The sequence below is a fragment of the Corynebacterium anserum genome (genome assembly GCF_014262665.1).
Taxonomy (GTDB): domain Bacteria; phylum Actinomycetota; class Actinomycetes; order Mycobacteriales; family Mycobacteriaceae; genus Corynebacterium; species Corynebacterium anserum.
The window spans coordinates 1,219,345-1,232,496 of the sequence record NZ_CP046883.1; the positions used below are offsets into that span (position 1 = coordinate 1,219,345).

At 54.9% G+C, this 13,152-nt stretch carries 11 protein-coding genes; 4 read left to right on the forward strand and 7 right to left on the reverse strand.

Annotated features, from left to right (window positions below; all coding sequences use genetic code 11):
• Positions 1 to 29: 29 nt before the first annotated feature.
• Positions 30 to 506 carry a transcriptional regulator NrdR gene (nrdR, locus tag GP473_RS05115; RefSeq protein ID WP_185770693.1) on the reverse strand — a complete coding sequence of 159 codons (477 nt, stop codon included), beginning with the start codon at positions 504 to 506 and terminating at the stop codon, positions 30 to 32.
• A gap of 950 nt (positions 507 to 1,456) precedes the next feature.
• Between nrdR and lexA the strand changes: the two genes are divergently transcribed.
• Positions 1,457 to 2,206, forward strand: a complete 750-nt coding sequence (gene lexA, locus GP473_RS05120; RefSeq protein ID WP_185769865.1) for a transcriptional repressor LexA — start codon at positions 1,457 to 1,459, stop codon at positions 2,204 to 2,206.
• Between the two features lie 228 nt (positions 2,207 to 2,434).
• Complete coding sequence (locus tag GP473_RS05125) at positions 2,435 to 3,247, forward strand: DeoR/GlpR family DNA-binding transcription regulator (protein ID WP_185770694.1); 813 nt, start codon at positions 2,435 to 2,437, stop codon at positions 3,245 to 3,247.
• A gap of 191 nt (positions 3,248 to 3,438) precedes the next feature.
• Here GP473_RS05125 and GP473_RS05130 read toward each other — a convergent pair whose 3' ends face one another.
• Together GP473_RS05130 and hflX are read right to left on the reverse strand one after the other, a co-directional pair.
• Positions 3,439 to 4,770 carry a uracil-xanthine permease family protein gene (locus GP473_RS05130; RefSeq protein WP_185770695.1) on the reverse strand — a complete coding sequence of 444 codons (1,332 nt, stop codon included), beginning with the start codon at positions 4,768 to 4,770 and terminating at the stop codon, positions 3,439 to 3,441.
• Between the two features lie 39 nt (positions 4,771 to 4,809).
• Positions 4,810 to 6,267 carry a GTPase HflX gene (hflX, locus tag GP473_RS05135; RefSeq protein WP_185769866.1) on the reverse strand — a complete coding sequence of 486 codons (1,458 nt, stop codon included), beginning with the start codon at positions 6,265 to 6,267 and terminating at the stop codon, positions 4,810 to 4,812.
• A gap of 72 nt (positions 6,268 to 6,339) precedes the next feature.
• Between hflX and GP473_RS05140 the strand changes: the two genes are divergently transcribed.
• Complete coding sequence (locus tag GP473_RS05140) at positions 6,340 to 7,140, forward strand: hypothetical protein (protein ID WP_185769867.1); 801 nt, start codon at positions 6,340 to 6,342, stop codon at positions 7,138 to 7,140.
• On the opposite strand, the gene dapF is transcribed toward GP473_RS05140, so the two are convergent.
• Together dapF and miaA are read right to left on the reverse strand one after the other, a co-directional pair.
• Positions 7,137 to 8,045, reverse strand: coding sequence for a diaminopimelate epimerase (gene dapF / locus GP473_RS05145; RefSeq protein ID WP_185769868.1), 909 nt, complete (start codon positions 8,043 to 8,045; stop codon positions 7,137 to 7,139). The genes GP473_RS05140 and dapF overlap by 4 nt on opposite strands.
• Positions 8,046 to 8,069: 24 nt before the next feature.
• The gene (gene miaA, locus GP473_RS05150) at positions 8,070 to 9,002 is read right to left on the reverse strand and encodes a tRNA (adenosine(37)-N6)-dimethylallyltransferase MiaA (protein ID WP_185769869.1); all 933 of its coding nucleotides are present in this window, start codon (positions 9,000 to 9,002) and stop codon (positions 8,070 to 8,072) included.
• A gap of 190 nt (positions 9,003 to 9,192) precedes the next feature.
• Between miaA and GP473_RS05155 the strand changes: the two genes are divergently transcribed.
• Complete coding sequence (locus tag GP473_RS05155) at positions 9,193 to 10,569, forward strand: DUF349 domain-containing protein (protein WP_185769870.1); 1,377 nt, start codon at positions 9,193 to 9,195, stop codon at positions 10,567 to 10,569.
• Positions 10,570 to 10,810: 241 nt separating this feature from the next.
• Here the strand turns inward: GP473_RS05155 and GP473_RS05160 are convergent, their stop codons facing one another.
• Entirely contained in the window at positions 10,811 to 11,515 is a 705-nt protein-coding gene (locus GP473_RS05160) for an Rv2732c family membrane protein (RefSeq protein ID WP_246394694.1), read from the reverse strand.
• Positions 11,508 to 13,040, reverse strand: coding sequence for a tRNA (N6-isopentenyl adenosine(37)-C2)-methylthiotransferase MiaB (miaB, locus tag GP473_RS05165; RefSeq protein ID WP_221891965.1), 1,533 nt, complete (start codon positions 13,038 to 13,040; stop codon positions 11,508 to 11,510). The genes GP473_RS05160 and miaB overlap by 8 nt, the downstream gene beginning before the upstream one ends.
• Positions 13,041 to 13,152 lie beyond the last annotated feature (112 nt).

Genomic DNA, 13,152 nt, shown 5'->3' on the forward strand with positions numbered 1-13,152 from the left:
GTTTCTGATACCTGGTGCATACGTGTTACTTACTCCCTTAGATCCGAGGCTTGCTGCGCCCGTCGATGTGCACGGAGGGACTCGATTTCATGCTCGAAGTCCTCTGCGCTATCGAATGATTTGTACACGGATGCGAAACGCAGATAGGCGACCTCATCTAAGTTTCGAAGAGGCTCGAGTATGGCAAGTCCAATTTGATTTGCTTGAACTTGGGAACCATGTACAGCACGAACGCTTTGCTCAACTTCATGAGCAAGACGTTTGAGCGCATCGTCCGATACGTTACGACCTTGACACGCGCGCCGAACTCCTTTGATGACCTTGTCGCGGCTGAATTCCTCGGTCACTCCTGAACGCTTAGTGACGAGGAGGATTGAGCGCTCCACGGTTGTAAATCTTGTGCCACAATCAATACATTCACGACGACGCCGAATGGAAACCCCATGTTCTACCGCTCGAGAGTCAACGACGCGGGAGTGATCTGAAGTACAGGATGGACACAACACATCAATCATCGTAGCGCGAAAGTCGCCACGACTATGAAGTAACAAATCAGTAGGTGAAGCTAAGCTCGCGCTACGAAAACAGTTTCTTCATGAGCCAAAAGGTCGTTAAATGGAAGCCCTCACACTAACGATATGAAGAAGGTGTTGAGCTTGACATCTCTACAGAGTGCACAGGCGAAGCGGGCGTTGATTCTTCGTCCATAAATAAAGGACTTAGCCCGAGGCAGAGCACAATACTTCCTACAGCGATGCTCACGCCTCCGCGAGACTGCGCCACCTTCAGAGTATTTTCCATCAGACGTTTAAGAGTCCCACCACGCACATTATCGAACATGGCATGTGATCCCTCGGTGAAACGTTGCCGACGACGAATCTGCGATCGAGAAGGAACAAAAGCTCTACCATGTCCTGATGTGTTCGATTTACTCTGCGTATCCCCCTCCAACCATGTTGGCTTGTGAGCGCGCCTAAATATTTCATGGTCAGCACCGACCCCGGTGGTTTTTGGTAAAGTTCGCACCTCGCGATGAGCAGAAACCCGCACGGCTGAGCGTTCTCTGCTGTCAGGAAACATAGTATTCATTGAGCATTCCTTTCATCTGCTGACATGAAAGCCAGGCGAACCAACATGAAAACTTCTGGCACACCCTCGGCGCCGATATGATTCAAGCAAATCCGAGGGACATTCGCTTTGGGTCGCGTTCGAATATCCGCCACCATTCGCCACTGTGTTCTATTTTAGTGATGACTCACAAAATAGCACGGACGTTCGAATCTGTCTAGCAATTTCTCAAACTTTTCGAACAAATGAGTCATAGAGTGTTCGATTTTTCGTGTATGGTGTTCATAGACATTCAGCTCGACGGGCAGTCTTCTCCCCCCCTTGCTCTCCGAGCCTCCGAAGCCCAGTGTTCATTCAGCACATACCCGTTCAGAAAGCAGGTACATCCATGGCACCGCGTGACCTCAACGATGAAGAGCTGCGATCAACCCGCCGTCGTCCAGGACGGCCACCCAAAAGCGCAGCCGATAAGTCTATGAGCGCCGGTAAGGACAAGTTGACTGACAGGCAACGGCGTATTCTTCAGGTGATTACTGACTCCACTGTCCTTCGCGGTTATCCACCAAGCATCCGCGAGATCGCTGATGCCGTGGGCCTTCAATCCACCTCTTCCGTGTCCTATCACTTAGGTCAATTGGAGAAGAAGGGTTATCTGCGTCGCGAAGACAAAAAGCCCCGCGCCGTGGATGTTCGGCACTTGAAAGAGGAGCCAAAGCCACGGCATATCGCCACGGCTGAACCGGCAGCCTCCGACGAACGTCCAGCCGCAACCTACGTGCCTGTCATCGGTCAGATAGCTGCCGGCAATCCAATCTTGGCTGAACAACACGTCGACGCAGTATTCCCTCTTCCTCCCGAATTGGTCGGCAGTGGTGAGCTATTCTTGCTCCAGGTCGTGGGAGAATCCATGCACGACGCTGGAATTTTTAATGGCGACTGGGTAGCTGTTCGTTCCCAAAAAGTTGCTGAGTTCGGAGACTTCGTTGCTGCAATGATTGATGGCGAAGCGACCGTTAAAGAGTTTCACAAAAACGTGGACGGTGTGTGGTTACTGCCCCACAATGATCTCTTCGAACCAATCCCCGCTGAAGAAGCAGAAATCCTCGGCAAGGTTGTCGCCGTGTTGCGTAAGGTCTAACTGCGTAGCTCCACCCGAGCCTTTTCCCCCTTCACAGCTAGCTTTCTGATGCTCGGCGCATAGCTTGTACCCCCGTGGGGGCTGCCTCCATACGTTCTCCACGGCAGCACTCGTTATACGATGAGAGACACGCGTGAATGCAGGGGCTATCGCAGCCCCAGTATTATCTTGTATTTTCCATAAGCCACGTCTTTATCTCACGTCCCGAGAAAGCCTCATTCCATGCCTTTGCAATCCGCCGAGCGTAGACGCCAAATTGCCTCCCTCGCAGCGGTACGCGGACGTGTGACAGTCATCGATCTTGCACAACAGTTCACAGTCACCGCCGAAACTATCCGCAGGGATCTCGCGATTCTCGACGCTGAAGGAATCCTCTGTCGTGTACATGGCGGTGCAGTTCCTGTCCGCAACTATCGAACGGACCTCACCAGCTACGAAGCTCGGGCAAAAGCTTCACTTGCTGCCAAGAAAGCCATTGCACGGCGTGCTGTTCAATTGCTGCCCGTTCCTGGCAGCACTATTTTCCTAGACGGCGGCACCACAACGGCCTTGATGGCTACACTCATGGCCGACATTCCACATCTCCAGGACAACGCGCCACCGTATTCAGTCATAACCAATTCCCTACCTGTGGCATTATCGCTCGCCGATTCCACGCTTTTTGACATCAAGTTGCTTGGTGGCAAGGTGCGGCCTCAGTCGCGGGCAGTTGTAGGCGATACGGCTACTCGGGGTATAGCCGTACTACGCGCAGATGTCGCTTTTGTTGGAACAAGCGCGTTGACGCTCAACCACGGATTGTCCACACCCGATGAACAGGAAGGCGCCGTCAAACGCGCCATGGTCACTAACGCCAGGCAAACCATTGCCCTCTGTGATTCCACCAAGTTTGGCCTTGATTACCTTGTGAGCTTTGCCTCGATAGAGGATTTATCAATGGTTATCACCGATGACATGGCCTCCAATGACTACGTCAGCGCATTAAACGAAGCGGGTATCCACGTAGAATTTGCTGCATCACCCTCTGATAGCACGACATAACCCCTGGCTTTTCCCTACCGTTCCCCCTCTTGTCGGTCACCTGCACCTCCGTTCTCTCACCTGCACTTCCGTTCTCCGAGAAGCTCGCACTGCCCCGCTAAGGGCAAGAAAACCCACTTCCCCGGGGGGCCGAGAACGCCTTCTCAACCGGGTAACGAAACGCTCCCGCTTTCCCTACCCGGAGTCGGGCATCATCGCGGCAAAGTGTACTGCCCCTCTCCCACCTTGCTATAGAGAACACGTAGGATCGGGTAACCCAAGATAACGCCAATAGAACCCCAAGCAATCCCCTCCAAGTGGATGGAGCCAACAGAAACAGTGAGATTGCCGATACCAGCAATCATCGCCACTGAGGCAGTAGTGAGATTCACCGGATTAGTTAGGCTCACGTTATTGTCCTGCCAGATACGGATACCAAGCAACCCGATCATGCCGTAGAGAACCATGGTAGCCCCACCCAATACGCCTTGGGGGATTGTCAGGATCACAGCCCCGAACTTCGGGATGAACGCCAAAACCATCGCTGTACACGCGGCTACCCAGTAGGCAGCGGAAGAATAAACTCGTGTCGCCGCCATCACGCCAATATTTTCGGCATAGGTTGTGGTACCCGAACCGCCAAAACTGCCTGCGAGCATAGTCGACGCCCCATCAGCAATAAGCGCGGGACCTGCCAAATCATCTAAATTTCGCCCAGTCATGGTGGCCACTGCTTTGACATGCCCAACATTTTCGGCAATAAGGACAACCACAACAGGAAGTGTCACTGTGACAGCAGCGATATTGAACTCCGGCGTCGCAAAGTGAGGAAGACCGAACCACTGCGCATCTGCCACAGTCTGCCGTGCAGCCTCTGAAATCCCACCGTAGAAAAATGCAAAAACCCACCCCACCATGAGACCCAAAAGAATTCCCAAGCGAGCAACCATGCCTCGTCCTGCCACTGTGAAAACAAGAATCGCTAGCAGAGTCACCGCGGCGATGAGTGGCTGAGCCTGAAAATTCGATGTCGCGGATGGAGCCAGGTTTAGACCAATCAGTGCCACGATTGATCCGGTCACTGCTGGCGGCATCACCGCGTCGATTATCCTTCGGCCGGCCACGCTCACGGCGATACCGACGACGGCAAGTAGAACTCCAGCAGCCAGAATTCCGCCCAACTGAGCGGCGAAGCCGTGCTGTTGAGACGCGGTCAGCGGAGCAATGAAAGCAAAAGAGCTACCAAGATAAGAAGGCAAACGATTACAAGTGACCAGCAGGAAAATGATGGTGCCAATACCCGAAAACAGCAGCGTGGTGTTTACAGGAAAGCCAGTCAACGTGGGCACCAACAGGGTGGACCCGAACATGGCAACGACGTGCTGCATGCCGATGCCGATGGTGCGTGACCAGGACAGGCGCTCTTCAGGAGCAACCACCCCGCCCCTCTTTATCGTTTTCCCATCTCCATGGAGTGTCCAGCCGAAAAATCGCCCCGCCGGCCCACGTAGTTGGTCCCGCGTTGAGTGTTCAGATGTTCGCAGTTCTTTCACGGACACCTATTATTGCCCATAAAGCATCGCTTACACCACAAACTCTTTGAGCTCTTGAGCGACCGAATCCGGCAAACGCACATCTAAGATAGCCCCGTGCGAGTCATATTCTTCGCCGAGCACAGTGCCATATTCGTGCACGCGCGCCACCACGTCCCCCCGGGTAAACGGAATACGCATGGTCACATGGGAATCGAGACTGTTAAGAAAAACCTCAAGCCGGGTTTCCAGTTCTTCAATTCCCTCTCCAGTTCGAGCGGAAACAAACACCACGTCATCGAGTCGATGCCGTAACTCGGCGAGAACAAGCGGATCAGCCGCATCAATCTTGTTCACCACAAGAATCTCCGGAGGAGCGGGGGTACCCGTTTCCCTCACGATGTCCCCAACAACCTTGTTCACCGCCGCAATCTGCTCCATGGGAAATGGATCAGAACCATCAACGACGTGAAGCACAACGTCAGCTGCCAGAACTTCCTCAAGGGTAGAACGGAATGCTTCGACAAGCTGGGTGGGAAGATGCCGCACAAATCCCACGGTGTCTGTAAATACAACCGCCCGTCCGTCCCTCAACGATGCGCGACGCGTGGTGGGATCCAGGGTGGCAAAAAGAGCATCTTCCACCAGCACGCCGGCGCCAGTCAATGCGTTGATGAGCGAAGACTTGCCCGCATTCGTATATCCTGCGATCGCAACCTGCGGAATAGCAGAATTATCCCGACGCTCACGCTTAATCTCCCGAGATGTCTTCATCGAAGCAATTTCCTTACGGAGCCTCGCCATGTCCGCACGCAAGCGGCGACGGTCAGCTTCGATCTTTGTCTCACCAGGACCGCGCAATCCCACGCCACCATTAGAACCAGCGCGTCCACCCGCCTGGCGTGATAGGGTTCCACCCCAACCACGAACGCGGGTAATCAAGTATTCCATCTGAGCCAGAGCCACCTGGGCTTTGCCTTCTTTAGACTTCGCGTGCTGGGCGAAAATATCGAGGATCAACATCGTGCGATCAATGACCTTGACGTCGAGCGCTTTTTCCAATGCGATCATTTGTCCAGGACTCAGTTCGCCGTCACAAATCACGGTATCCGCGCCCGTTTCGATAACGATAGACCTCAGCTCATCGACCTTGCCCCTGCCAATGTAGGTGCCTGAATCTGGCTTATCACGTTTCTGATAAATCATGTCCACGATCTCAGAACCTGCAGTAGTGGCCAATGCCGCGAGTTCATCGAGACGCGCTTCAATCTGGGCCACTGTCCCTTCAGTCCATACCCCTACCAACACCACTTTCTCGAGGCGTAATTTTCGGTACTCGACATCGTAACCATCCGACTGTTCATCAGTATAGGTACTCACTCCACGCGTGAGCCGGCGCAGACTGGAGCGTGCCTCCAAGTCCATTTCGCCAACGGTCGGTGTTTTCAGTTCCTCCACGGACACATCGTGAAAGCCTGCGGGACGAATATCATGTTCATGCTCTGTCATTACGTACCATTTTTACACTGTTTTACCTGCACCAAAGAAAACGCACCGTGGCTATCCAGCTACAGTAGAACCATGATTCCTGAACTACGAAGTGTCGGCCTCGATTTTCCCAAATGGCAAGACGCTCTCGAGGCTGCATACGCATCCGGCGGGCTCAGTGTCACCGCGGAAATCCGCGAAGGTCAAGTTTTACAGTATGACGATCCCGCCGGTTCCCGGCTCGTAGTATTGGCAGCGGCTCCTTATGGATCCTTCGCCAGTTATAGCGGTGGTGTGGAAACCACTGCCCATGTCAGCATGATTAACGACGTAATCGGCGTTCTCGACATTGTGGAAGATAACCCACTTTTACAGATTCAAGGCCAAGACGCCCCAATAATTGCTTCAGTGACGGCCACCGTTGCTCAAGGACCAATGCTCGCTGACTCTGAACCATTGGAGTACCAACCTATGCAGGTAGCGGCTTTGGCGACCGACGTCACGGTATATCCCGATACCACCGCATTTGCCAGAGATGGAGGACTAAAGATCGGTGTGGTGGAATCTCAGGGGCTCAACGACATGAATTCTGGGGCGCAGCTCCCCCATGCCGGCGCCACCATCGCCGTAGAAGCCACAAGCTTTAGCAAAAAGCACACACAGCTCACGGGGCAAGAATTCTGGGCGTGTACCGTTCGCTTCCCTTTTGAGTTCACGGTACTGATCCCAGCAGACCAGGCTGATCTGGCGGCCCTAGCCCTAGATTCTTCTCCCAATCCAGCGGGAGTAATAGTTGCCGGCAAAGTTCAGTTCACCAGCGGTGCAGTTGATACCGTGTCTTGTGCCTCCGACGGCGGCTGTGGTTCTGGGGCCTGCGGCTGTGGTGGTCACTAAAGATAAAGTTCTCCGCTGGCAACAACCGCAGAGGGACCCGTCAGCATAGCGCCATGTTGGTTGATGGTTACGTCAACGCGGCCTCCAGGTACGTTGACCCCCACGGTTCCGTATTCCTCGCCGTCAGTCGCCAAGGCTGCGACCGCGGAGGCCACGGTTCCGGTACCGCAGGAACGGGTTTCCCCCACGCCACGTTCATGGACCCGCATATGAATTTCCCCATTTTCACGTGGAGTGAGTATTTCTAAGTTCACCCCGTGGGGGAAGAAATCTTCATCCCATGTCACTGACTGCTCGATGGGCAGCGATGCCAGTTTTTCTTGGGTCAGTCCCGGAATCACACAGGCCAGGTGGGGATTGCCCATGTCTACCGCTAAACCAGCTGCTGTGAAATCACCCACTGTCGCTGTAGACAGCCCAAGCACATCAGGCTGCCCCATGTGAACCGACACTGTTGCATGGCAGTCGTCAAAGGTGTGGATAGTTACCTTTTTTCGTCCACCACGCGTGCCGATACCAAAGGTTGCATTGTGCTGAATATCCACCAACTGGTTCCGTACCAGCACATGAGCAAACACTCTCACCCCATTGCCGCACATTTCTGCGAGTGAACCATCTGCGTTGCGATAATCCATGAACCATTCCTCGGCTACGCAATCATGGGGCAGTGTACTGAGAACACCTGCGTCTAGGAGGGATTGAGCTGTCGCCACGCGGATGACACCGTCACCGCCCAGTCCGGCACGTCGATCTGCAATGTTTTGCACACGTTGAGCAGTGAGCTCGATTCGGACGTGCGGATCTAGAAGCACGACGAAATCATTTTCCGTTCCATGTGCTTTGATGAACTCCACGTTGTCTGCCGAATCGGTCTGCGTGCTGGCATGGGCGTTGTCTGCTGTCATGGCTGCCATCCTAACGCTTGTCCGCTATTGACTAGCTAATTCCACTACCTGTGTGAGCATGTCCTCTGCGGAGGCGTCGACCCAGTGGATCCGGTGGTCACGGCGGAACCAGCTGCGCTGACGACGAGCGTACCGTCGCGTTCCGATGATGGTTTGTTCTTTGGCTTCTTCGAGCGACAGTTGCCCGTCAAGATAGTCGAGCACTTGTGCGTACCCTATAGCCTGACCGGCAGTAGTCGTACGGGTGAGTCCTAAGTGTTTTAACCGCTGGACTTCCTCTACCAGTCCGTTGTCGAACATCGAGTTCACGCGTTGTTCAAGGCGTGGATTAAGCCACTCGGCAGGAGCATGTAGACCGATGAGGGTCGTCCCCCATCGGGTGGGGCGATCTTTTGGTGGTTGTGACGCAGCAAAGGGTTTCCCTGTGAGCTCAATGACCTCGAGTGCGCGTACGGTCCGACGTGGATCCTTAGTCTCGATAATTCTAGCTGCCTCCGGATCCACCGTAGCCAGATGAGCATGAAGCGCTTCGACGCCGATTCTGCGCAATTCCGCTTCCCATTTGGCTCTCACATCCGGATCCGTCGGCGGGAACTTCCATTGATCAATGAGGGACTGAATGTACATCATTGATCCGCCCACGATGATGGCCTTCTTATTTCTGGAGGCGATGTCCTCGACCGTCGCAACGGCCGCAGTGGCATACTCGGCGACACTCGCGGGTTGATCCACGTCCCAGATGTCTAAGAGATGGTGCGAAACCGTGCCGCGTTCAGCTTTCGTCAATTTAGCTGTGCCAATATCCATACCTCTATACAGCTGCATGGAATCTATGTTGATTACTTCCCCCTCCAATGCGCGCGCCACAGCGAGAGATGCAGCAGACTTACCCGCACCAGTAGGGCCGATGATGGCTACTGGTCGGGGGCTCAACGTCTTGCTGTCAGGAGAACGCATAAGTGCTCATTCTAAAACACCGCAGGGTGTACCCCGATGGCCTCTCTACCCCCAAGAAGTGTTGGAACCATGCCAGGGGGCGTGTGTGCTCTGTCATAATGAAGCCGAAACGCAGCGCATGCTGACTACACGCATACGGCAGCCGTGACGCGCGGCACGTTGACCACTGACGCACAAGGAGTGCCACACCATGAACTCCCCGACCAATCATTCATCTCTACCTAGCGCTTCTGGGTCTTCCACCTCTGTACCAACGCCGAATAAAGTTGCCATGCCTAAGCCAGGTCCCAAGCCCTCGCCACGCCCGAACGCTCGTGTTACGGGATCAGTGATGGCTCACCGTGCGGTCAATGATCCTTCCAAATTTGGCCGTGTCGATGCAGATGGCACTGCGTGGGTCAAGACCCCCACCGGTGAACGGCAAATAGGAGAATTCAAAGCCGGCTCGCCGGAAGAAGGTCTCAAGCATTTCGGCGCGCGCTATGACGATCTGGCCACAGAGGTGTCCATGCTTGAGGCGCGTCTGAAAAGCCACCCAGAAGAAGCCAAGCAAGTTCGTGCCGATGCAGATAACCTCCGCGGGTCTCTCGCTACCGCAGCGGTCATTGGCGACCTTCAGGCCCTGGATCAACAGTTACAGCAGGTCCGTGCTCAATGCGACACGGCGGAGGCTCGAGTAGCCCACGACAAAGCGGAGCGCCGTGAAAAAGCCATCGCGCGTAAGGAAGCGCTTGCAGAAGAAGCGGAAAAGATTGGCAGGGAAAGCACGGATTGGAAAGCATCCGGTGACCGACTGCGTGCCATCCTAGAGGAATGGAAGACCATCCGTGGAGTCGATCGCGCCACGGATGACAAACTATGGAAACGCTACGCTGCTGGCCGAGATGAGTTTTCTCACCGCCGCGGTGCTTTTTTCTCGGAGCTCGATAAGAACCGTGCTTCGGCGAAACACAAAAAGGAACAGCTCGCAGAGCAGGCAGAAGCTTTGCAGAACTCCACTGACTGGGGAGCCACGGCCTCCAAGTACCGTGCGCTCATGCAGGAGTGGAAAGCGGCCGGGCGAGCAACACGCGATGCCGATGATCGATTGTGGCAGCGGTTCCGGGCGGCGCAGGATAAGTTTTTTGATGCACGCAAAGCGGCCAATGCCAAACGCGATGAGGAATTCGAAGTCAACGCTTCCGCAAAACAGGCTCTGCTCGACGAGTATGACCCAAAAATTGACCCCTCCCAAGGGCTGGATAGGGCACGTACACAACTGCGCGAACTTCAGGAGAAATGGGAGGCTATCGGTTTTGTTCCCCGAGCACGGATCCGCGAATTTGATCAGAAAATAGCTGCTCTCGAACAGCGGGTTTCCGATGCTGCCGATGCAGAGTGGCGTCGTACGAATCCAGAGACCCACGCTCGCGTGGCGCAATTCCAAGCCAAGGTCGACCAACTAGCTAGCGACGCCGCCGCTGCCGAAGCGAAGGGAAACATGAAGAAAGCCACCGAATTGCGCGCCCAAGCAGCTCAGTGGCAGGAGTGGGCGGATACCGCGGCATCTGCTGCGGCGGGAGAATAAATTATTCTGCTGCGGGGCAGATCGCGGAGCTCCTTTCCCCCGGGTGTCTCATCTATCCTCACCCCTCGGAGATCTCAGTCCCCGGGAGAACCCAGGCACGCCCCCAAGAGCCTCATCCCCCACTCCCTAGAGACTGCCGAAGCGGTACAAGCACTGTGTTGACGCTTTGAGCCTCATCCCCCACTCCCTAGAGGCTACCTTCAGAGGCTTCACGCTCACCCAGTCGCCGTGTGCCCACTGGCTAGTTTTCACTATTCTCTTCGCGGTGTTTCCGTCTCCTTTCGCGTGCTCGAGCACGCCGGTCATCCACCAGCTCGTCGGTGCTAGTGCGCTCCACTACCAATCCCGTGCGTAGACGCTGCTGTGCCATCCGAGATTCTTCATCGCGATGGGCTTCTTCCCGTCGTGCACGTGCCAATGCAATTTGCAACGGTGTACGGCGGAACAAAGTGAACGTCATCGTGCCAAAAACTATTGTCATGCCGAAGCACCCGAGAATTAGACCATAGCTAGGGCCGGCACCTGCTGAGGTCACCGGACGTGTCTGGCACATCCAGATTGCGCATGCACTATACCACCAGCCCACGCCTGAAAAAGCCCAGTTAAACCATGCAACAATCCACGAACGGCTGACAATCGTTCCAATCACAAGCAGCACACCGCCCAGCAAAGCCAACCAGGTGTATATACGCTCAGGCATTGTTGTATCGAATTGCTCCGCACGGGGTGTATAGAACAGCACGTCATAGCCCAGCACATGGCCAGAATGCGGCAAAAAGAAACTGAATAAGACGGCGAACATTCCTAACGCCATGGGGGGAAGACTCGCTCGGTAATCAACGAAGTGGCCAGCTTTGCGTTCGGCAGAAGCGAGATCCCCGCGATAAGGCGCGAGCTTATCCTCACTGGAGGTCTGTTTCCCCGTCATCGGTTTTTCCTTAGGCATCACAGCCACATCCTCCCGCGCTCTGGCTATTACCTACCGGAGCGTTAACCTTCTCACTAGTGTTTCGTATCACCGGGATACCAAGTCCCACGCCCACAGGGGCAGTTGTAGGGACCTTACCGGCAGCGGAGTTATCACCCGCTGGTGTTGTGCGGTGTGCAAGTACTCCGGCATCGGCGATCATGAAAAACGCCTCCGCTCCGGTGACAACCACCTCAACAATATCGCCGGGGCGGATTGCGTCCTGGGGTGGTGTGCCGGGGCTACCGCCTAGCCCTGATTCATTGGTGTAGCTAGGAGCCCATACTGGGGTGAAGTGAACCGGTCGGCCATCGCGGGCACGCCCAGTGAGACGGTGTGTACGCTCATTGCGGCGACCGTCCTCCTCCACGAGGAGTTCCTGACGCGTGCCGACCAGCTTCAGATTCTCTTCTTTACTGATGCGCTTTTGTAAGGACAGCAGACGTTCATATCGCTCCTGGACTACCTGCTTAGGAACCTGATCCTCCATCTCCGCAGCGGGCGTACCAGGACGCGGCGAGTACTGGAACGTGTATGCGGAAGCAAAACGCGCTTTTTCAACTACATCCAGTGTGGCTTGGAAGTCTTCTTCTGTTTCCCCAGGAAAGCCCACGATGATATCGGTGGTGATCGCAGCGTGAGGGATGCGGCTGCGCACCTTATCCAGGATATTCAAGAATTTGGTGGAACGGTAAGAGCGCTTCATTGCCTTCAGCACTCGATCGGAACCCGATTGCAGCGGCATGTGAAGTTGCGGGCATACCACGGACGTTTCCGCCATGGCGTCGATCACATCGTCGGTGAACTCTGCCGGATGAGGTGAGGTAAATCGCAAACGTTCCAGTCCCTCAATCTCGCCGCAGGCGCGCAATAGTTTGGAAAATGCGCTGCGGTCACGTTCAAGGGTGGGATCGGAAAAATTCACGCCATAGGCATTCACGTTTTGTCCAAGCAGCGTCACTTCGCTGACACCCTGCTGCACAAGCGCCTTGACTTCAGCCAGAATATCTCCGGGGCGCCGGTCTTGTTCTTTACCTCGCAACGAAGGGACGATACAAAACGTGCAGGTGTTGTTGCAGCCCACAGATACCGAAACCCATCCCGCATAGGCTGATTCCCTCTTCGCCGGCAGAACAGAAGGAAACTGCTCAAGAGCATCAACGATCTCTACTTCTGCTTTCTGATTATGAGCAGAGCGTTGAAGCAGAGTGGGGAGGCTACCGAGGTTGTGAGTCCCGAATACCACGTCAACCCACGGTGCCTTGTCGACGACGACATCCTTATCCTTTTGAGCCATGCACCCACCGACGGCGATCTGCATTCCCGGATGATTATCCTTAACGCTCTTCATCTGCCCCAGGGTGCCGTATAGACGGTTATCAGCATTCTCACGCACCGCGCAGGTGTTGAATACCACGACGTCAGGAACCTCGCCCTCGTCTACCGGAATATAGCCGGAATCTTCGAGCAAGCCGGCCAGGCGCTCAGAATCATGGACGTTCATCTGGCAACCAAAAGTGCGAACCTCGTAGGTTCTGCCCTGGCCAGCAGGTTCTGGTGTAGAAGAGTGCGAAGAGTTAATCGTCTGTGTCACGGACTTAGATCCTACTCACCAC